This is a genomic window from Veillonella sp. T11011-6 (assembly GCF_002959755.1).
Taxonomy (GTDB): Bacteria; Bacillota; Negativicutes; order Veillonellales; family Veillonellaceae; genus Veillonella.
The window spans coordinates 350,373-371,946 of the sequence record NZ_PPCW01000005.1; the positions used below are offsets into that span (position 1 = coordinate 350,373).

18 protein-coding genes are annotated in these 21,574 nt (G+C 39.5%); all 18 read left to right on the top strand.

All coding sequences use genetic code 11. From position 1 onward, the window contains the following. Positions 1–8 precede the first annotated feature (8 nt). Positions 9–776 carry a type III pantothenate kinase gene (locus VRHSUH10_RS09030; RefSeq protein WP_105090287.1) on the top strand — a complete coding sequence of 256 codons (768 nt, stop codon included), beginning with the start codon at positions 9–11 and terminating at the stop codon, positions 774–776. A gap of 94 nt (positions 777–870) precedes the next feature. After that, positions 871–1,857: a tRNA dihydrouridine synthase DusB gene (gene dusB / locus VRHSUH10_RS09035; RefSeq protein WP_105090288.1), complete on the top strand. Its 987-nt coding sequence runs from the start codon at positions 871–873 to the stop codon at positions 1,855–1,857. A gap of 126 nt (positions 1,858–1,983) precedes the next feature. Continuing rightward, positions 1,984–2,457, top strand: a complete 474-nt coding sequence (greA, locus tag VRHSUH10_RS09040; protein ID WP_105090289.1) for a transcription elongation factor GreA — start codon at positions 1,984–1,986, stop codon at positions 2,455–2,457. A 29-nt stretch (positions 2,458–2,486) separates the two neighbouring features. Further along, positions 2,487–4,010 (top strand): lysine--tRNA ligase, encoded by a 1,524-nt coding sequence (gene lysS / locus VRHSUH10_RS09045; RefSeq protein WP_105086163.1) that lies wholly within the window; start codon positions 2,487–2,489, stop codon positions 4,008–4,010. Positions 4,011–4,143: 133 nt separating this feature from the next. Beyond that, on the top strand, positions 4,144–6,318 hold the full coding sequence (gene speC / locus VRHSUH10_RS09050) for an ornithine decarboxylase (protein WP_105090290.1): 2,175 nt from the start codon (positions 4,144–4,146) through the stop codon (positions 6,316–6,318). Positions 6,319–6,458: 140 nt separating this feature from the next. Beyond that, positions 6,459–7,739, top strand: coding sequence for a guanine deaminase (gene guaD / locus VRHSUH10_RS09055; RefSeq protein ID WP_105090291.1), 1,281 nt, complete (start codon positions 6,459–6,461; stop codon positions 7,737–7,739). Between the two features lie 167 nt (positions 7,740–7,906). Further along, a complete protein-coding gene (locus VRHSUH10_RS09060) occupies positions 7,907–8,860 on the top strand; it encodes a cation diffusion facilitator family transporter (RefSeq protein ID WP_105090292.1) in 954 nt (317 codons plus the stop codon). Positions 8,861–8,984: 124 nt separating this feature from the next. Continuing rightward, a complete protein-coding gene (gene serS, locus VRHSUH10_RS09065) occupies positions 8,985–10,265 on the top strand; it encodes a serine--tRNA ligase (protein ID WP_105090293.1) in 1,281 nt (426 codons plus the stop codon). 13 nt (positions 10,266–10,278) lie between these two features. Then, a complete protein-coding gene (gene fsa, locus VRHSUH10_RS09070) occupies positions 10,279–10,923 on the top strand; it encodes a fructose-6-phosphate aldolase (protein WP_105090294.1) in 645 nt (214 codons plus the stop codon). Positions 10,924–10,989: 66 nt separating this feature from the next. Further along, on the top strand, positions 10,990–11,952 hold the full coding sequence (gene glpX, locus VRHSUH10_RS09075) for a class II fructose-bisphosphatase (protein WP_005387249.1): 963 nt from the start codon (positions 10,990–10,992) through the stop codon (positions 11,950–11,952). A gap of 166 nt (positions 11,953–12,118) precedes the next feature. After that, on the top strand, positions 12,119–13,384 hold the full coding sequence (murA, locus tag VRHSUH10_RS09080; RefSeq protein WP_105090295.1) for a UDP-N-acetylglucosamine 1-carboxyvinyltransferase: 1,266 nt from the start codon (positions 12,119–12,121) through the stop codon (positions 13,382–13,384). Continuing rightward, the gene (locus VRHSUH10_RS09085; protein WP_105090296.1) at positions 13,365–14,750 is read left to right on the top strand and encodes a rod shape-determining protein; all 1,386 of its coding nucleotides are present in this window, start codon (positions 13,365–13,367) and stop codon (positions 14,748–14,750) included. Before murA ends, VRHSUH10_RS09085 begins: the two co-directional genes overlap by 20 nt. 216 nt (positions 14,751–14,966) lie before the next feature. Then, complete coding sequence (locus VRHSUH10_RS09090; protein WP_105090297.1) at positions 14,967–16,310, top strand: phosphodiester glycosidase family protein; 1,344 nt, start codon at positions 14,967–14,969, stop codon at positions 16,308–16,310. An 88-nt stretch (positions 16,311–16,398) separates the two neighbouring features. Then, positions 16,399–16,683: a biotin/lipoyl-containing protein gene (locus VRHSUH10_RS09095; protein ID WP_005387253.1), complete on the top strand. Its 285-nt coding sequence runs from the start codon at positions 16,399–16,401 to the stop codon at positions 16,681–16,683. A gap of 12 nt (positions 16,684–16,695) precedes the next feature. Then, positions 16,696–18,702: a SpoIVB peptidase S55 domain-containing protein gene (locus VRHSUH10_RS09100; RefSeq protein ID WP_005387254.1), complete on the top strand. Its 2,007-nt coding sequence runs from the start codon at positions 16,696–16,698 to the stop codon at positions 18,700–18,702. 31 nt (positions 18,703–18,733) lie between these two features. After that, on the top strand, positions 18,734–19,495 hold the full coding sequence (locus VRHSUH10_RS09105) for an ABC transporter permease (RefSeq protein WP_039969447.1): 762 nt from the start codon (positions 18,734–18,736) through the stop codon (positions 19,493–19,495). A 20-nt stretch (positions 19,496–19,515) separates the two neighbouring features. Next, positions 19,516–20,274, top strand: coding sequence for an ABC transporter ATP-binding protein (locus VRHSUH10_RS09110; RefSeq protein WP_105090298.1), 759 nt, complete (start codon positions 19,516–19,518; stop codon positions 20,272–20,274). Then, complete coding sequence (locus VRHSUH10_RS09115; RefSeq protein ID WP_105090299.1) at positions 20,274–21,533, top strand: MlaD family protein; 1,260 nt, start codon at positions 20,274–20,276, stop codon at positions 21,531–21,533. The genes VRHSUH10_RS09110 and VRHSUH10_RS09115 overlap by 1 nt, the downstream gene beginning before the upstream one ends. The last annotated feature ends 41 nt before the right edge of the window (positions 21,534–21,574 follow it).

The following is a 21,574-nucleotide window of genomic DNA, read 5'->3' on the forward strand; positions in this document are numbered from 1 at the left end:
AGGCATTCATGTTATTAGTAATTGATGTGGGGAACACCAATATTGTTCTCGGTGTATACGACAAGACAGAGCTTGTAGGTCACTGGCGTATTTCCACGGATCGCGTTCGGACCACCGATGAATATGGCATGTTGATGATGAATTTATTCTTCCACGATCGCAAGGTTAATGTGAAAGATATTAAGGATATTATCATTTCCTCAGTTGTGCCACCGTTGATGCCTACATTAGAACGGGTATGTTTACGTTATTTTAATGTAAATCCTCTCATTGTTGGACCTGGTACTAAGACTGGTATTGCTATTAAGTATGATAATCCTCGTGAAGTAGGGGCTGACCGTATCGTAAATGCTGTGGCTGCACATGAACAATATAAAGGTGATTTAATCATTATCGACTTTGGTACGGCTACAACCTATTGTGCGGTTCAAGGTAATGGCGATTATATGGGCGGTGTAATTACTCCAGGCGTTACAATTTCTGCGGAGGCTTTATTCCAACGAGCAGCTAAATTACCACGTATCGATGTAAGAGATCCTGGTCAAGTGATTTGTCGCAACACCGTATCTTCTATGCAATCTGGTATGTTCTATGGCTACGTAGGCCAAGTAGAAGGTCTAGTATCTCGTATGAAAGCTGAAATGGGCGGTCAAGTAACTGTAGTGGCTACAGGCGGTTTAGCACAGCTTATCAGCAGCGCTACAGACTGCATTGACCATGTAGAGCCTATGCTTACATTAGAAGGCTTACGTCTTATTTACGAAAGAAATAAATAATGCTACTATAATATAGTTACGTATATGTAACGAAGTAGTGTACATTTGGGTACAGCTTATGCTGTACCCTTTTTGTTAGGGGATATAGAATTATATGAACAATAAACAATGGCAAATAGGATCCGTCAAAATTGATGGACAAGCCATATTAGCGCCAATGGCTGGGGTTAGCGACATTGCCTATCGTTTACTTGCTAAAGAGCATGGCGCCGCCTTGGTATGTACCGAAATGGTAAGCGCTATGGGCATTAAATATAAAAATGAACGCACCCATGAATTGTTGCGCCTTGAAGATGTGGAACGGCCTGTTTCTATGCAAATCTTCGGTTCTAATCCAGAGGCGATTGCCATCGGAGCAAAGGTTGTAGCTGATGCGGGGGCAGATATTGTAGATATCAATATGGGTTGTCCTGTTAAAAAAGTTGTTTCCTCAGGGGATGGCTCTGCACTTATGAAGAATCCTGATTTGGCGGCACGCGTAGCAGAAGCGGCAGTTAAGGCTGTCGATGTACCTGTAACGGTGAAAATGCGCATTGGTTGGGATAGTGAATCTATCAATGTAGTAGACTTTGCAAAGCGCATCGAATCCACGGGGGTCGCAGCAATTGCTGTACATGGCCGTACAAAGGAACAAATGTACAGTGGTCATGCGGACTGGTCCTATATTAAGGCTGTAAAAGATGCAGTATCTGTACCAGTTATTGGCAATGGTGATATCGTAGAACCAGAGGATGCGAAGCGCATGCTCGATGAAACGGGATGTGATGCGGTAATGGTAGGCCGTGGTGCACAGGGAAATCCATGGATCTTTAATCGTATTCATCACTATTTAGCGACTGGTGAAGTATTGGCGGCGCCGAGCGATATTGAACGTCTCGACATGTTGTTAAAGCATTTTGATCTCTTATGTCAATATAAGGGTGAAAGTATGGCCGTTAAGGAAATACGAACTCATGCAGGCTGGTATATGAAGGGCCTCCCTGAATCAGCATACTGGCGCAATCGTGTGAATACAATTCATACTGTAACAAGCTTTCACAATGAGCTAGAATCATACCGTAAAATATTGTCTGAAATGTAGTCAGATTGACAAATGTACAGTATTTTTATATAATGGTTGAGATAATTTAGAAATAAAAGATAAGGTGTCATCTTATTATGGCACTTTTTTCTTATTTAATTTATATGTAGAAAGAGTGGGGTACCCATGGCAGACGTAAAAGAAACATTACTTACCGCCGACGGTTTAAAGAAATTAGAAGAAGAATTAACGTATTATAAATCTGTACGTCGTATTGAAGTGTCTGAACGTATTAAGACTGCTATTGAATATGGCGATATTAGTGAAAACTCTGAATATGATGATGCAAAAAATGAACAAGCTTTCATCGAAGGTCATATTGTAGAGCTTGAAAATAAAATTAACACTGCGAAAATCATCGACGAATCCGTAAAAGGTGATGTTGTATCCGTAGGTAGTAAAGTAACGGTACTAGATACAATGTACAATGATGAATTAGAATATGTTATCGTTGGTTCCTCTGAAGCGGATCCATTCAACAATCGTATCTCTAACGAATCTCCTGTAGGTAAAGCTATTTTGGGCAAACGTAAAGGTGATGAAGTAGAAGTTTCCACACCAGATGGTCCTGTTACATTCAAAGTGTTAGCAATCCAATAATTTACATTTACTGACGAAGAGGCGATAACATGAGTGAAGAAATTAAAAATGTACAAGAAGAGCTGAATGAGCAAATGCAAATTCGCCGCGACAAATTGGCTGAATACGAAGCGGATGGCATCTATCCATTTGGTCAACGTTTTGTTGTAAAAGATAATGCAAAAGAAATTAAAGATGACTTCTTCTTGAAATATGATGGTCAACCTGTAGTTATTGCAGGGCGTTTGATGACAATCCGTTCCCATGGTAAAACAGCATTTGCCAATATTCGTGATAAATCTGGGGATATTCAAGTATATTTCCGTAAAGATGTATTGGGCGAAGATGCTTATAAATACGTAAAAATGCTTGATATCGGTGATATCATCGGTGTAGAAGGTCATGTATTTAAAACTCATACAGGTGAAGTTACAATTAAAGTTAACAAATTAACTTTGTTATCTAAATCTTTACGTCCATTGCCAGAAAAATGGCATGGTTTAAAGGATACAGAACTTCGTTACCGTCAACGTTATGTTGATTTGATTGTAAATCCTGAAGTGCGTGATACATTTGTAAAACGTTCCCAAATCGTTGCTAAAATTCGCGAATACATGATGCGTGATGGTTTCATGGAAGTAGAAACACCAATGATGCATGCTATTCCTGGTGGTGCTGCAGCTCGTCCATTCATCACTCACCACAATGCGCTTGATATCGATATTTACATGCGTATTGCACCAGAATTATACCTTAAACGCTTGATCGTTGGTGGTATGGACCGCGTATTCGAAATGAACCGTTGCTTCCGTAACGAAGGTATCGACAACCGTCATAATCCAGAATTCACTACTATCGAATCTTACCAAGCTTATGGCGATGTTGAGGATGCTATTCGCTTAACAGAAAATCTTGTGTCCTACTGTGCACAAGAGGTTCTAGGTACACAAGAAATCACATACCAAGGTACAGAAATCAATTTGACTCCACCTTGGAATCGTATCACAATGGCTGAAGGTGTAAAAAAATACACTGGTGAAGACTTTGATGCAGTTACTACTGTAGAAGAAGCTCGTGCTATTGCAGATCGCTTAAATGTAGAATACACAGAAAATGATGGTATTGGTAAAATCTTAAATCTTTGCTTTGAAGATTATGTAGAAGAAAACTTGATTCAACCAACTATCGTATATGGTCATCCAAAAGAAATTTCTCCACTTGCTAAAGCAAGTCGTGAAAATCCTTTGGCTACAGAACGTTTTGAAGCATTCATTTATGGCCGTGAATTGGCAAATGGCTTCTCCGAGTTAAATGACCCAATCGACCAAAAACAACGTTTCTTGGATCAATTGAAAGAACGTGAAGCTGGCGATGATGAAGCTCACCGTATGGATGAAGACTTCGTTACAGCTCTTGAATACGGTTTACCTCCAACAGCTGGTTTAGGTGTTGGTATTGACCGTCTTGTTATGTTCTTAACAGACTCTGCATCCATCCGCGATGTATTGTTGTTCCCATTGATGAAACCAGAAGCTCCTAAGCATATTGAAGCTGAAGAAGAAGCAGCTGAATAATCTAAAACTAAAAGGCTCCCTATTCTTTGAGTAGGGAGTCTTTTTATTCGTTATATGTTTTTATACTATGTTTTATTCCATATGTGTTGATGTATATATCGAGTGTGATACATAGTTACGAAAGGAGGAGGCTGTGAAACATTTAAAGGTTGCCTTATCTGATTCCGTACAATCCCAAATTAGCTCTATAGAGGGTCGTCTATGTGTTCCTGTTTGTGATACAGATTTTATAGATGTCGGTGCCGTTGTCATTGGCGATTGTGACTTAGAGCTTATCAATAATAATCAAATTCATACCTTTGGTATACCTGTTATTGTCCTAAGATTTGATGAAACTAGCGATTTATCTTTATATAAGGAGCGCATAGCATCCATTATAGAGTTTTCATCTACAAGTTTGGACGACTGCAAATTAGAGATTGAAAAATTAGTTGTAAATTATGAATCCTCTATTTTACCACCATTTTTCAGTGCTTTATCCGATTATGTGGGAGAACGAAATTCACAGTTCGATTGTCCAGGACATCAAGGTGGTCAGTTTTTCTATAAACATCCTACAGGTCGCGCCTTTTACAATTTCTTTGGGGAGAATATATTTAGAGCGGACCTTTGTAATGCAGATGTAAAATTAGGAGATCTTTTAATTCATGAAGGTTATGCTTATGATGCGCAAGCGCATGCTGCGAAAGTCTATAATGCTGACAAGACCTATTTTGTGTTAAATGGTACATCTTCAGCGAATAAGGTAGTACTTAATGCTCTGTTAACACCGGGCGATATTATCTTATATGATCGGAATAATCATAAATCCATCTGCCATGGTGGTCTTGTTATGTCTGGTGCTACCCCTATATATCTTGAGACAGCGCGCAATCCTTTTGGGTCCATTGGCGGTATTTTAGATCATTGTTTTGATGAAAGTTATATTCGATCTTTGATTGCAGAAAAATCGCCTGAAAAAGCAAAGGCTAAACGTCCTATTCGGCTGGCAGTCATTCAATTAGGCACCTATGATGGTACAATTTATAATGCACGCCAAGTATTAGATAAAATTGGTCATCTTTGTGATTATATTTTCTTTGACTCTGCTTGGGTCGGATATGAACAGTTTATTCCTATGATGAAAGATTGTAGTCCCCTATTATTAGAGTTAGGTCCAAATAATCCTGGGATTTTAGTAACCCAATCGGTACATAAGCAACAAGCAGGTTTTTCTCAAACCTCTCAAATTCATAAGAAGGATAGTCATATAAAGGGGCAAGACCGTTATGTAGATCATAAACGTTTTAACAACTCCTTTATGATGCACGCGTCAACCTCGCCATTTTACCCCTTATTTGCCTCTCTCGATGTAAATGCTAAAATCCATGAAGGTGAGTTGGGACAAAACCTGTGGCGTGAGTGTGTTGAAGTTGCTATTGATGCTCGTAAAGCTGTGTTGAAGCAATGCAAATATCTCCGTCCATTAGTACCACCGATAGTGCATGGCAAAAAATGGGAAGACGGAAATACACAGGTCATGGCGGAAGATGTAAATTATTTTGCCTTTGAACCAGAAGCGAAATGGCATTCATTTAAGGGCTATGGTAAGGGGCAGTATTTTATCGATCCTTGTAAGTTCCAGTTGATTACACCAGGAATTAATGTAGAGACCGGAGAATATGAAGCGTTTGGTATTCCTGCTAATATTCTTGCTAATTATTTACGGGAAAATCGAATCATTCCTGAAAAATGTGATTTAAATACGATCTTATTCCTTATGACACCAGCAGAATCTAAGCATAAGATGGATGCACTCGTGGAGGAACTCGTTCGCTTTGAAGACCTCATAGACCGGGATGCACCGATGGAAGAAGTGTTACCGTCTATTTACAATAGTCATATAGAGAAATATAAAGGTTATAGTATTCGTCAACTATGTCAAGAAATGCATGATTTTTATAAGTCTAGAAATGTAAGCCTCTTACAACAACGCTTATTTTCCCATGAATACTTCCCCGACTATGTCATGAATCCACAGGAGGCAAACTTTGAGTTCCAACGTAACAAGGGGGAATTAGTACCGCTACGCGAAGCAGAAGGGCGTATTGCTCTTGAAGGAGCTCTTCCGTACCCACCAGGTGTATTGTGTGTGCAACCAGGAGAACGTTGGTCGAAGACCGCTTGCGACTATTTCTTGGCTTTAGAGGAAGGTATTAATCTGTTGCCGGGGTTTGCGCCAGAAATACAAGGCGTATACATTACTGAACAAGCTAATGGCTATAAACAAGCGTATGGTTATGTATTGAAAAAAGAATATGAGATGTAAATTATGACTGTGGCATTCATCATTCACTTTGCTATTTAAATAGCATATACTATGAATCATATAGCATAGTCTATTAAAGAAAAAACTAGCGTGTTATATGAGCTTAGCATTTTAGGGCTCTAATTACGCGAGGAGGTTATATGAATTCGACAGTTATTTTAAAAGGGAATATCTTATATACACCGCGTCCTTCAGAATTTATATCGATTCAACATGGCTATATCATTGCCGTAGATGGTGTAGTTGTATATTGTGGTGAAAGTATTCCACCAGCCTATGCAGATTGTGAGGTTACTGATTATGGTGATAATCTCATTATTCCAGGCTTTGTAGATACACATGCACATGCTCCACAGTATTGTAATCGTGGCCTTGGGATGGATAAAGAACTTTTACCTTGGTTAGAAACCTATACATTTCCTGAGGAGGCAAAGTTTAGTGATCTAGATTATGCACGGTTAGTATATGGCGCCTTTGTCCAAGACTTATGGCGCAATGGGACTACTAGAAGTATACTGTTTGGCACTATCCATAAAGAGAGCACATTAGTGTTGATGGAACTTTTACAAAAAACTGGATTATCTGCCTATGTAGGCAAGGTCAATATGGACCGCAATAGCCCAGATTTCTTGATTGAAGAAACAAGTCAATCTTTAGCGGATACGAAAGACTGGTTAGAGGCATCGGCTCAATTTGGTCCATTGGTAAAACCTATTATTACCCCTCGTTTTGTACCATCTTGCACGAGCGAGTTAATGGATGGCCTTGGTACATTATCAGAAGAGTACAAGGTACCAGTTCAATCCCATTTATCTGAAAATCACGGTGAAATTGATTGGGTAGCAGCATTACATCCGGAGTCACCAAATTATACAGATGTGTATTATGAACATAAATTGATTGGGCGGACGCCAACGGTAATGGCTCATTGCATTCATTTAAGTGATATCGAGATGGATCGTATGGCTGAAACACAAACTATGGTATCGCATTGCCCATATTCCAATGTAAATCTATCAAGTGGTATTGCACCGATTCGTAAGCTAATGAAACGGAATATACCGATTGGTTTAGGTTCTGATATCTCAGGCGGTCATATTGTATCAATGGCGAAGGTTCTTACAGAAGCAATTGGATTATCTAAGATGAAATGGGTGGAAGTGGATTCAAATTATGCGCCCCTCACATTAAGTGAAGCCTTCTATATGGCTACAAAGGGTGGAGGTAAGTTCTTTGGTAAGGTTGGTAGCTTTGAAAAAGGCTGTGAACTAGATGCCCTTATCATTGATGATACATCACTATTTGACCCGAATGAACGCACCTTAGAGGAGCGGTTAGAGCGTTGGTTATATGTTGGTGATGATCGACATATCGTTAAGCGCTATGTAGGGGGCATCGTATTACCTAATCCCCAAGGTTGATATTTCAGCTCTGATAACGCTAAAAAGAGGAACAAAATTTAAATAATAGCCAGTACAGGTAGTTTGTATATCATGCAAGCTACCTGTTTTATTTTGACCTCGTGTTGCGCATCAATGCCCTTGGTGTATAATAAAAAGATGTATAAATTAAGAAAGTGGGGTACTTGATGGATATATTAGGGGCAAGGCGCTCTATAGAACAGAAGTTACTTATGCAATCCGTAGGGCTAATGGCCCTTGTAGCAGTAAGTGGCACTATAATGGGGATTGTTACAGGATCTAGCGCAGTCTTATTAGATGGCGTATTTTCCTTTGTCGATGTTGTTATTAAGATCATGATGCTCATGACGGCCAAGTTAATAGCCCGTGAAACGAGTAAGCGCTTTCAATTTGGGTATTGGCAGTTTGAACCTTTGGTACTGGCTGTAGAAGGATTCTTTATATTACTAATTGTAATTTACGCTCTATCTAGTGGCATTACAGATCTTATATCGGGCGGCCGTCATGTAGATTTTGGACCAGCCATTTATTATGCCATCTTCTTTACCGTAGCTGATACAATCTATTACTTGTATGTACGACGGATTAACAAGAGCTTACAGTCCAACTTAATTAAATTTGATAATGTGAGTTGGTATGTTGATGCGTTACTGGAAGCAGCTATTTTAATCAGTTTTGTAGTGGCAATCATGTTAGAAAGAACTGAATATGCTGACTGGGCAGCGTATATTGACCCAATTGTTCTCATTGTATTGGCCGTACAGATGATACCGTCAGCGTTCCGTATTATCATCCCATCTGTGAAACAAGTATTGGGATGGGCACCAACTTCATTGCATAATGAAGTGCAAGAAATCATGGATCGCTTTATGGAAAAGTACAATTTCAAAGATTATGTTTCTAGTGTACAAGTATATGGGAACACTCGAATTATTGAAATTGATATTTTAGTTCGAAAGAACTTCCCATATCAAACGATTGCTGAAATCGATGCGATTCGCAATGAAATTGACCAGGAAATCGGAGGGAATCCAACGGAAAAATGGGTAACTATTTCTTTCACAGGTACCCGAAAATGGATGGCAAAAGATTATTTACTAGAAGAAGATGATGATGAATAGCATAAAAATTAATTAGAAATCTAGTAGATAGCCTATAATTTAATGATAAATACACCAATATATGGTATACTTAAACGTATTGAATATATTGTTCGTAGCATAGTTGGAAGATGAGGTTTATAGTATGTTAGACTTGAAATTTGTCCGTGAAAATATTGATTTAGTGCAACAAAACTTAGATAATCGTCACACGAAAGGCGATTTAGAAACCTTTGTATCCGCTTATGATGAACGCCGTCAGTTGATTGGTAAAGTAGAGGAGTTAAAAGCTCTTCGTAATTCCGTAACTGAAGAAATTAGCCAATTAAAACGCAATAAAGAAAATGCGGATGATAAAATCGCAGAAATGAAAAAAGTAGGCGATGATATTGCAGAGCTTGATAATCGTATTCGCGATGTAGAAGCTAAATTACGTGATGCGGCTTTGATGTTGCCAAATATGTGCGATGCATCTGTTCCTGTTGGTGCTGATGAAGATGAAAATGTGGAACAACGTAAATGGGGCGAACCACGTCAATTTGACTTTGATGTACAAGCTCATTGGGATTTAGGTGAAAATCTTGATATCCTTGATTTCAATCGCGCTGGTAAAATGAGTGGTGCTCGTTTCACTGTATATAAAGGTTTAGGTGCTCGTTTAGAACGTGCTCTTATTAACTTCATGGTTGATCTTCATGTAGATAAACAAGGCTACACTGAAATGATGACTCCATATATGGTAACTCGTGAAACTTTGACAGGTACTGGCCAATTACCTAAATTTGCTGAAGATATGTACCATGTAGAGGATACAGAATACTTCTTGATCCCTACAGCAGAGGTTACATTGACTAATTATCATAGCGGTGAAATCTTGAGCGAAGAAGAGTTGCCTAAATACTATACTGCATTTACAGCGTGCTTCCGTGCTGAAGCTGGTTCTGCAGGTCGTGATACACGTGGTCTTATCCGTCAACATCAATTCAATAAAGTTGAAATGGTTAAATTAGCTAAACCTGAAGATTCTTACGCAGAATTAGAAAAGTTAACTGATAATGCAGAAGAAGTATTGCGCTTATTGGAATTACCATTCCGTGTCATTACACTTTGCACAGGTGATATTGGCTTTGGTTCTGCTAAAACATATGACGTAGAGGTATGGATGCCAGCTCAAGGCAAGTACAGAGAAATCTCCTCTTGCTCCAATATGACTGATTTCCAAGCTCGTCGTGCAAATATTAAATTCCGTCGTGGACCTAAAGGTAAACCAGAATTCGTTCATACATTAAATGGCTCTGGTCTTGCTGTAGGCCGTACAGTAGCAGCTATCTTGGAAAATTACCAACAAGCTGATGGCTCTGTTGTAATTCCTAAGGTACTTGTTCCTTACATGGGTGGCGTAGAAGTAATCAAGGCAGCAAAATAAGAGGGGGCATTTGATGAAGTTCTTTATTGATACCGCAGAATTTGATGAGATAAAAGAAGCATATGCTTTTGGTTTTATCGATGGTGTGACTACTAACCCATCCCTTATCGTGAAAGCTAAACGCGACTTAAAACAAGTTATTTCTGAAATTGCAAATCTTGTAGAAGGTCCTGTAAGTGCAGAGGTTATTGCTTCTGATGCAGAAGGCATGATTGCAGAAGCTCATGAGCTTGTAAAATTAGGCTCCAATGTAGTTATTAAAGTGCCTATGACTCCAGAAGGTCTTAAAGCTGTTGCTGTGTTGAGCAAAGAAGGTATTAAAACAAATGTAACCTTAATCTTCTCTGCTAACCAAGCTTTATTGGCAGCTCGTGCAGGTGCTACCTATGTGAGCCCATTTGTGGGTCGCATTGATGATATCAGCATGGACGGCCTTACATTAATTCAAGATATTGCAGACATATTTGCTATTCATGGCATTGAAACCGAAATTATTGCAGCCAGTGTGAGAACGCCATTGCATATCATTCAATGTGCTAAAGCCGGTGCTCATATTGCAACAGTGCCATTCAAAGTACTTATGCAAGCTATGAAACATCCATTGACGGATGCAGGGCTTGAAAAATTTATGGCAGATTGGAAACAAGCTAATCAATAAGTTAAGTATTCGGCTCAATGTAAGAGTCATATTACAATACACACAGGACTTATAAGGAGGCCTATTATGGATCGTACATTATCTTTGGAATTTGCTCGTGTCGTTGAAGCGGCTGCTTTACGCAGTGGTCGTTTACTTGGTCGCGGTCAAAAGGATGCAGCGGATGGTCTTGCTGTAGATGCAATGCGTCAAGCATTTGACTCTGTTCGTATTTCTGGTACAGTAGTTATCGGTGAAGGCGAAATTGATGAAGCGCCTATGCTTTACATTGGTGAACATGTAGGTGCTGGTGGCCCAGAAGTAGATATCGCAGTTGACCCAATTGAAGGCACAAACTTGATTGCAAAAGGCCAAAATGGTGCGATTGCAGTTATGGCTATTGCTGAAAAAGGTGGCTTGTTACATGCACCAGATATGTATATGGAAAAACTTTGCGTTGGCCCTCGTGGTGCAGGTGCTATTGATATTACTAAATCTTTGACTGAAAATATCAAAAATGTAGCAGCAAAAATGAATCGCAATGTCGATGAAATCACACTTGTTATGCTAGATCGTGAACGTCATCATGGCTTGATGAAAGAAGCTCGTGACCTTGGTGCACGTATTATGTTAATTTCTGATGGTGATGTTAACCCAGCTATGGAATGTTGTATTGAAGGTTCTGGTGTGCACATGGTTGTTGGTACTGGTGGTGCACCAGAAGGCGTATTGGCTGCAGCTGCTTTGAAATGCGTAGGTGGCGATATGCAAGCCCGCTTGAAACCAGAAACAGAAGAAGAAATTCGTCGTTGTCATGAAATGGGTATTACCGATGTAAATCAAGTACTTACATTGGATGATCTCGTTCGTACAGATGATGTTATCTTCGCGGCTACTGCTATTACTCGCGGTAACTTATTGAATGCTATTCAATACTTCCCAGGTGGTGCGCGTACACATACTATCGTAATGCGCTCTAAAACTGGTACTGTTCGTTTCTTAGATACAGTGCATATGGATGAGAAACTAAAATCCTTAAAAGCAAAATAATAATTAGGCCCCTCAAAATGAGGGGCTTTTTTCTCAGTATTTTCTCACAGTCTCTTGATGAGATATATCGAAAAATAGTATAATAATATTCAGTATATGACGTTATAAATACAACGTCTTGTAGTTCATACAAGATGATCGATATAAAAGTGTAGGAGGAATTCTGTTGGAAAAGCTAATCATTCAAGGTGGCAATCGGTTGGAAGGCCGTGTACGTGTTAGTAGTGCTAAAAATGCGGTACTCCCTATTATTGCCGGTACTTTACTAGCATCAACGCCTAGTAAATTACTTGAAATTCCAAATTTGGAAGATGTAGGTACGATTTGCCAAGTTATCGAGTCTTTGGGGGTTAAAATCACTCGTAATAAAGCAGATGATGAAATTATTTTCGATGCATCTACATTAACTGCTACGGAAGCTCCTTATGAGCTTGTACGCAAAATGCGTGCATCTTTCCTTGTAATGGGTCCACTTTTAGCGCGCAAAGGGGAGGCTAAAATCTCCATGCCAGGTGGTTGTGCAATTGGTGCACGTCCTATCGACCTTCACCTAAAAGCTTTTGAAGCGTTAGGTGCTAAAATTGAAATTACTGAAGATTATGTATATGCACATGCTCCAGAAGGCCTTAAAGGTACTCAAATTTACTTGGATTTCCCAAGTGTAGGGGCTACAGAAAATGTAATTATGGCGGCTTCTATGGCGGAAGGTAAAACTGTTATCGAAAATGCTGCGGAAGAACCTGAAATCGTTGATTTAGCGACATTCTTAAATGCAATGGGCGCTAATATTCGCGGTGCTGGTACCAATGTAATTCGCATTGAAGGGGTGCCTCAATTACATGGTGCGATTCATACGGTTATTCCTGACCGTATCGAAGCTGGTACATATTTGATTGCCGCAGCTATGGCTGGTGGCGACGTATTTGTAGAAAATGCATTGCCAGAACATTTGAAACCAGTAGTAGCTAAGTTGAAAGAAGCTGGCGTTACTGTAGAGGAAGAAATTGATGGTATTCGTGTTATCAGCACTGGCAAAGGCATTAAAGCTGTTGATATCAAAACATTGCCATACCCAGGCTTCCCAACAGATATGCAAGCTCAATTTATGGCGCTTACTACAATTGCTGAAGGCACAAGTACAGTAACAGAAACTGTATTTGAAAACCGCTTCATGCACGTTGCAGAACTTCGCAAAATGGGTGCCCATATCGATATCGACAATCGTCAAGCGATTGTAGAAGGTATGCCACGCTTACATGGTGCTGTAGTTAATGCCACAGACTTGCGTGCAGGTGCAGCTCTTGTTTGTGCTGCGTTGACTGCAGAAGGTAGAACAGAAGTTGGTCGTCTACATCATATCGATCGTGGTTATGAAGATTTCGTAGGTAAATTGCAAAGGTTAGGTGCTGATATTGTTCGGGTTGACGAATAAAAGTACAGAGCCAAAACAGAATAAAAAGAAACGAAGCCGGCGCTCAAAAGGGCCGGCTTTATACAACGAGCAACAAAACCTAGGTGCTGCAAAGGTTGAAAACTCTAAGGCGAGCACGACTCGTAAGCCTTTGCGTAGAACAAAGCGTAAGTCTACGAAACTTTCAGAAGGTGTAGCTAAACAAGCGAATCACTTAGCTTCTAATATGCGGGAGGCCATGGTTAAAGTGACGAAGATGCGCCGTGTTGAACGTCGTAACCGTGAGACTGTAGCTATTGCAAAAACTACACCAGCTATGACCTTGAAGCGCCTAGTTCGTCCTGAGCAGGTGGGCGATTTAATGGGACGATTAAATCGTTCATTAAACTTTGACTTGGGCATCGACTTAGGAACTGCGAATATTCTTATTTTCGCTAAAGGTAAGGGCTTAGTCTTAGATGAGCCAGCTTATATTGCGAAAGATGATAAAACAGGGGATATTCTTGCCTTAGGCGAAGCTGCACGTACTATGATAGGACGTACACCTAAAGGCATATCTGTTATTCGCCCTGTTCAAGCAGGTGTTATTGCAGATTATGATATGACCGAATTTATGTTAAAGTATTTTATTCGTTCAGTCGTGCCTGCTTCTAGATTGATGAAAACGCGTATTATCGTATGTGTACCATCTGGGATTACACCTGTTGAAAAACGGGCCATTTTAGAAGCTTTGCTTAGAACTGGGGCCAAGAAGACTGTCTTGATAGAGGAACCATTGGCGGCAGCTATGGGGACAGGGCTCAATGATGCAGATCAAGTTGGGGCCATGGTTGTCGATGTTGGTGGCGGTACTACGGATATCGCAGTTCTTTGTGATACTGGCGTTGTGGTGAGTGAATCCCTTCGCATTGGGGGAGATTCCTTCAATGAATCTATTATCCGTTACATCCGTCGTAAGAAGCGACTTGTTATTGGACCTTTAACAGCTGAAAAGATTAAGATTTCTGTCGGTACTGTAGATCGTCGTGCTAAGGAGCGAACTATAGAGGTTAGAGGGCGGGATGCAAGCTCTGGATTACCTAAGATGGTTGCTGTTAATTCCTTAGAGATTCAACGTGCCTTAGAGGCGCAAGTGATGAATATTCTAGAAGGAATTAAATCTATTCTAGAAAAAACGCCACCAGAACTTGTGGCGGCTATTAATGATCACGGCATCATTCTTACCGGTGGCGGTGCTCTCATCGATGGGTTGGATCGTGTTATTACACGTTCTGTAGGTATTGCATCGTATTTGGTAGAGTCTCCACGATATGCTGTTATTAAAGGGGTCGCCAAAGCCCTTGATGAAATGTCACAATTGCGTGATACCTTGGATGAATTACAATAAAATATTGTATTGACATACTATGTAAATTGACGAAGTTGCTATTTATAGTTAGGCCATTGATGATTGGAATAACTGTAGATAGTAACTTCGTTTTTTAGTGCCCTCTTTTTGTAATTTTCATCTTTATGATGTATACTATAGTAAAAGTATATTGCGTAAAATTGATGTGCAAATATAAACCTATTAATATGGTTTGTCGCTATAGAGGAATTGTATATGAAACGATATTTATATTTGACTTTTGCTGTTTTAGGTTTTCTAGGCAGTACCATACCTTATGCTGAGGCAGGGAATTTAACAGGTGTACGTGTATCTAATCACGAAGGCACAAGTCGAATTGTATTGGATGTATCTGAAATGCCTGTATCTTGGACTAAGTCTTATAATGAGTCCACACATGCCCTTACACTTAACCTTGGTGGTACTACAAATGGATTGACGGGTCCTATAGCGCAAAATAATACAAAAACAGGTGTTTTAAAAGGCATTGGCTTACAACCTGTTAATGGATCTTTGCAAGTAACATTGACGGCTAACAAGGATGTACAACATCATGAATTTACATTGGAGAAGCCATCGCGTATTGTAGTTGATTTGTTTTCTAGCTATGCTCAACAAACAACAAAGGATGTAAATAAATCTGTTACGTATAGCAAGATTAATAACACTGTATCAGAAGGCAAAATCCAGGCCTTTGCATTATCTGTGGACAATGATTCACCTATGGTGGTCGCTCATGTTTCGGAAGGTAAACCCTTATCATCTGTAGTTCAATCGCATACTGCTATAATTGGCGCAAAGGTAAAAGGTAGTAGTTTTGATCGCCCTTATTCGGTAGCAAGTGATGGAACTATTGATTTAGAGCGTATTTCTAACCGTGGCACCTTGCGATATACACCAAATCGTGGATATTTTATTGAAGAAAAAAGACCTTTACTACAGGCTAAAACACAGAAGGATACATTCCTGATTACCTCTGTTAATACAAGTCGTAAAGAAAATGCTTTGACTCTATATACATCAGCGTATGGGGCATCTACAAAGACTAATGACTTTGGATACGAAGTGACTGTTGCTAATGGCAAGGTGGTTAGTGGTCAAAAAGGGAATTCTAAAATTGGAGAAAACCAATACGTGTTATCTGGTCACGGAGAATCGCGGGATACATTACGTAAATTAAAGGTGGGCACACCGATTACGATTCAAAATAGACCGGAGTTGGCACAAGTGAATACCACTGGTGGAGCAGCTTTACAAGCAGGTACTATGGTTTTGAAAAATGGTAACTATGTAGGTGCTGATGGGACCAATAATAAAGCTCGTAGTTTTATAGGAACTACTAAAGATCATAATTTGGTGGTTCTTACTGTTGATAAAGCTGGGCTTCAATCCGTAGGGGTTACACAACAAGAAGGGGCTCAACTATTATCCAAACTAGGCGTCGTGGATGGTGCTGAATTATCGAATCAAGGTAGTGTTGATTTAGTAGTCAATGATACATACGTTCATAAAGCGACTTCAAATCCTACGACCTATGAGGATATTGTAATTATAAAATGAATTCGTTGCATACAATTTTGTTTGAAATATTAGTAATAATTTAGTATACTATAAATACATAACTAATTTTGTAAAAGGAGGGATCGTTATGAAAAGAGTAGTGTTGGCATTAGCTGCTTTAGGCATTTTAAGTGTTAGCTCTGTAATGGCGGCCCCTGTATCATACCAAAGTGTATTAACAGGTAAAGTTGCTTCTACAGTTTCTGTTGGCTCTGCTGTAACAGAAGGTCAAACATTGGTAACTGTAGAGACATTGGCTGGCCCTATGGCTGCTGCTAAATCTACTGTAACTGGTACTGTAACGGCGGTTAATGTTACAGTGGGCTCAGACGTTTCTCGTGATCAAATCGTTGTCACAGTAGAAAGTAAATAAAGGAGAGAAGGAATGAAGTTTTCTCATTCTTGGCGTCGGTATAGAAAAGCGATACTGGCGCTTTTCTTCTGTACTTCACTTACAGCTGCACAGGCTGTTGATTTCATGCCTGTCAATGATGTAACTACAGGTATGGAAGGCATTGCAAAAACTGTAATTGTAGGAGATACCATTTCTACCTTTGATGTAAAGGTACTTGGTGTCATGAAGGATAAGGGACCATCTGGTCATCTTATTTTAGCGAAGTTCTCTGGTCCTGTTATGGAAAAAACAGGCGGCATCGCTCATGGCATGAGTGGTAGTCCTGTATATATAAATGGTAAGCTCGTTGGTGCTGTTGCTTATGGCTGGGGCTTTGCAGATGGTACGATTGGGATGATTACCCCTATCGAGGATATGGTGAAATTATGGAATATTCCATATGAGAAGAACTTATCCAAACCATGGGATGATAAACAATTGATCCCTCTTGGCACGCCACTTATGGCTTATGGCTTTGATGCAGCATCCATGGATTACTTCAAATCCAAGTTGCCACAATATAAATATGAAACATATGATACGGCTAGTGCTAGTGGTGATGAAATTGCTAAACCTCTAGAAGCCGGTGGTTCTGTAGCAGCATTACTAGTTGATGGTGACCTAAAACTGGGGGCCATTGGTACTGTTACCTATGTAGATGGGGAAAAGATTGTTGCCTTTGGTCATCCATTCTTAAAACATGGCTCCTCAAACTACTTCATGCATAATGCAAGCATCTTTACAGTAGTTAAAAGTTATGATGCTGCTTTCAAATTGGGCTCTATGGGCAAGGAAGTTGGCTCTGTAACTGAAGATAGAGGTGCTGGTATTGCAGGTGTTTCTGGTGTGATTTCTCCAGGGATCCCTATGCGATTCCATTTGAAAGACCTTGATATGGGGCGTGATAAAACTAGCTCTGTTAAGGTTATTGAAGATAGTGAGATGACACCGACTTTAGCGGCTACATCTCTATATAACATGTTGAATAAAACGTTGGATCGTAGTGGCGCTGGTACGGCTACCATTTCTTATACAATCACACCAAGAGGTAAAGAGCATAAACCGTTGACGCGAACTAATATGTTCTATAGCTCTGACTCTATCTCTGAGAAGGCTGTTGATGAGTTCTATAATGTTATCGACGTTCTTATGAATAACCGATTCATTAATTATGAAATTTCTGACATCTCTGTAGAAACTGAGGTGACACAAGATAAGAAAACAGCTAAGCTTGTTGATGCCTCTGCATCTTCAACCATTGTTTCCCCTGGTGATACAATCGTTGTAGATGTAACGTTGGAGCCGTTCCGCGGTGAGAAGGTCGTTAAACAAATCTTCTTTAAGGTTCCTGAGGATCAAGCTGTTGGCAAGTATACCTTAGAGGTGCGTGGGGGCGGTGAAATCCCATTACCTTATGTATTAGAAAAGCAAAAATATAATTTAACTGATGAAATTTTACGTCGCTTAAAAGTTCATAAAGATTTTAATGAACTTTATGATGAAATTCAAAAGACTGATACAAATAATCAAATCGTTGTAGAGTTTTTAGAAGATGGCATTAGTCTTGTTGATGAAGATGGTTCCCAATCTGTTAAAAAAGCTAAACTTAAAGATGTGGAATCAAAACCTATGCCAGGGGATGTAAAGAAAAAAACAGGTCAAGAAGATTTGAGTTCTAGTAAGGACGATGATAATCAAATAGAAAAAACTGCTATTGATACGGAATACATCGTTCAAGGTGATGGTCAATTTACAATTCATGTTATGAAACCAGCCGATCGCGATAAAGCATTAGCTAAACGCGTAAAAGAAGTTAAAAATCAAAGCAAGATGGAACATAAATTAGAATTGGAAGACCAATCCAAAAAGGATAAATCCAGTAAAAAAGATGTGAAAAAGTCTGATAAACAAGATGTGAAAAAATCTGATAAACAAGACCAAAAAACACCTGATAAAAAGGATGAATCTAAAGTAAATGATACTAATGCAGCTGAATAAGCTGAAAATGTAAGGGGAAAGGGCTAAACTGTTGAATTGGCTAGAATCGATAGGACGAGCTGTAATGAACGGCCTATCACAGATGGGGAGTGCTACATTATTGGTGTGGCACACAATTAGACAACTGAAAATGATTAATCTGTGGCATGTGTTTCAGCAGATGGCTCACTTAGGCGTAGATTCGTTGCCGATTATCAGTTTAACGTTACTCTTTGCTGGTGCAGTTATGACCTTACAGATTACAGATGTATTGATTACATATGGTGCACAAAGCACTGTAGGTGGTCTTATGGCTGTTGCTATGGGACGTGAATTAGGTCCCATCTTAGTAGGGGTAGTACTAGCTGGCCGTGTTGGCGCTGCCATCACGGCTGAAATTGGTACAATGAAGGTAACCGAACAAATCGATGCGCTTCGTGTTATGGCTGTCGATCCTATTGGTTATCTTGTGGTACCTCGTGTAGTAGCATGTATGATTATGGTGCCTATATTGGCGTTTTATGGTGTAGTAATTGGCATTGCAGGTGGTTACTTTGTGGCTACTGCAATTAAGGGTTTAGCGCCAAGTACCTATTTAGATTCTATTCAAATGTTTTCTACTATTTCAGACTTCACATTAGGCTTAGTTAAGTCCAGTGTGTTTGGTGCTGTTATTGCATTGGTAGGCTCCTATAAGGGGATGGAAACTAAAATGGGCGCAGAAGCCGTAGGCTTCTCCACAACTAGTTCTGTAGTAACTAGTATTATTTTAGTATTTGTATTAAATTACTTTTTGTCTACTTTGTTATATTAGTAGATACGCTAGAGGGATTTATGATAGAACTACGCGATGTTGTAGTTGCCTATGAGTCACGTGTGATTTTAGACTCCATTAATCTTACCATTAATGATGGGGAGACGTTGGTTATATTAGGCGGTAGTGGTAGTGGTAAAAGTACATTGCTTCGCTTATTAATAGGCTTGCAGCGTCCTACATCGGGACAGATTATTGTAGATGGCACAGATATTACAACATTATCTGAAGATGAATTTAATACAGTACGAAGAAAGATGGGGATGGTATTCCAATACTCTGCTCTGTTTGATTCTATGTCGGTAGGTGAAAATGTAGGCTTTGGTTTACGTCAACATACGGACTTAGGCGACGATGAGATACGACGCATTGTAGCAGAGCGACTAGATTGGGTCGGTTTGAAAGGGTATGAATCCTATATGCCTAACGAATTGTCAGGCGGTATGAAAAAGCGCGTTAGCTTAGCTCGCGCCATAGCGCTAGACCCAAGCTTAATCCTCTATGATGAACCTTCATCCGGCTTGGATCCTATTACATCTGGTACGATTAGTATGCTAATTAAGGGGATGCAACAACGGCTTGGTTGTACTTCTATTGTAGTAACACATGATATGCAATCCGCGTTTTACGTGGCAAATCGCATAGCTTTACTTGATAAGGGGAAATTTGTGGAAATTTCTGATACAATAGACTTTAAGAATTCTACAAATAAAAAGGTACAACAGTTTATTCATGGTGAAGCAGAACCAATTAATGTATCTGCGATGGGAGATGTGTAATGAAGTGGACGACGGAGGCCAAGGTAGGGGCTTTCACAATAATAGGTATAGCTCTATTTATTGCGGGAATACTTTTTGTAGGTCGCATTGATATATGGGCTAAGCCACAAATGACGATTACTGGCGATTTTGCTCAAGTTAATGGCCTAAAAAATGGCAATCAAGTTAAATATTCAGGTGTGGCCATCGGTAATGTCTCTGATATCGAGATTACTCCGCATGGTGTTGTAGTAAAAATGAAGCTTGATGAAAAAACACAAATTCCAAGTGATTCTACGTTCACATTGGGATCAGATGGTTTTTTAGGTGATAAATTTATTCAAATTTCACCAGGTCAATCTAAGGTGTTTTTACAAGATGGTGACTCTGTTAAGGGCGAAGGTGCAGACGCTATGGATAAAGCGATGCAAAGTGCTCAAAAGTTAATGGATGGCACCGAAAAAATGTTGCAATCTATCAATAATATTATTGGTGATCCAGCAACGCAAAATGCACTTAAACATTCCTTGCAATCTACTGCGACGATGGCTGATAATGCTGTAGCGATTACACAAAATATGGCTGATGTAACGGCACAGCTAAATCAAGCTGCTCAACAATTTAATGCAGATGGTAATGCAGGCAATGATATGCGTGCTATTTTGACTAACTTAAAACAAACTACGGATCGTGTAGATAATATGGCTCGTTCTATGGAGTCTACTGTAACTGATCCTAAAGCACAGGAAAATATTAAGGAAACATTACATAATACGGCACAGATTTCAGCTCGCATCAACAAATTGATGGGTGGTAAAGCATATCAAACTGATGCAAGTGGAAATGTAGTAGATGGAAATAATGTTGAAAAAAAGTCATCTACTAAAGTTGAGCCTTCTGTAGATTTGTTATATAACACAACAGATGATGAATTCCGCATCAATGGTCGTGTTCGTGCTTATAATGATAAAGGTATGGCTGAGCTTGGCCTTTCCAATATCGGCGATGGCACTAAATTCGATTTAAATGCAGGTCGATTCATTAGCTCTAAATGGCTAGTACGGGGCGGTATTTTTGAAAGTGAATTAGGACTTGGCGTTGACTATAATTTACGTGGTCCAGTTTCATTATCCGCAGCGGTATATGACCTTAACAATCGCAAATATCGTATTCGTAGTGATATACGTTTACATAAAGATACTTATGGGGTTATTCAAATGACCAGACCGTTCGGTTCCACGAATGGTGGTACCTACTTTGGTATCAAACAAGTATTTTAAAGACTAATACATTCACTTTAGGTGAGTATGGAGGTACATAT

Coding starts and splice junctions, on each gene's coding strand:
- VRHSUH10_RS09030 (WP_105090287.1), top strand. CDS start 9: ATGTTATTAGTAATTGATGTGGGGAACACCAATATTGTTCTCGGTGTA.
- dusB (WP_105090288.1), top strand. CDS start 871: ATGAACAATAAACAATGGCAAATAGGATCCGTCAAAATTGATGGACAA.
- greA (WP_105090289.1), top strand. CDS start 1,984: ATGGCAGACGTAAAAGAAACATTACTTACCGCCGACGGTTTAAAGAAA.
- lysS (WP_105086163.1), top strand. CDS start 2,487: ATGAGTGAAGAAATTAAAAATGTACAAGAAGAGCTGAATGAGCAAATG.
- guaD (WP_105090291.1), top strand. CDS start 6,459: ATGAATTCGACAGTTATTTTAAAAGGGAATATCTTATATACACCGCGT.
- VRHSUH10_RS09060 (WP_105090292.1), top strand. CDS start 7,907: ATGGATATATTAGGGGCAAGGCGCTCTATAGAACAGAAGTTACTTATG.
- serS (WP_105090293.1), top strand. CDS start 8,985: ATGTTAGACTTGAAATTTGTCCGTGAAAATATTGATTTAGTGCAACAA.
- fsa (WP_105090294.1), top strand. CDS start 10,279: ATGAAGTTCTTTATTGATACCGCAGAATTTGATGAGATAAAAGAAGCA.
- glpX (WP_005387249.1), top strand. CDS start 10,990: ATGGATCGTACATTATCTTTGGAATTTGCTCGTGTCGTTGAAGCGGCT.
- VRHSUH10_RS09090 (WP_105090297.1), top strand. CDS start 14,967: ATGAAACGATATTTATATTTGACTTTTGCTGTTTTAGGTTTTCTAGGC.
- VRHSUH10_RS09095 (WP_005387253.1), top strand. CDS start 16,399: ATGAAAAGAGTAGTGTTGGCATTAGCTGCTTTAGGCATTTTAAGTGTT.
- VRHSUH10_RS09100 (WP_005387254.1), top strand. CDS start 16,696: ATGAAGTTTTCTCATTCTTGGCGTCGGTATAGAAAAGCGATACTGGCG.
- VRHSUH10_RS09110 (WP_105090298.1), top strand. CDS start 19,516: ATGATAGAACTACGCGATGTTGTAGTTGCCTATGAGTCACGTGTGATT.
- VRHSUH10_RS09115 (WP_105090299.1), top strand. CDS start 20,274: ATGAAGTGGACGACGGAGGCCAAGGTAGGGGCTTTCACAATAATAGGT.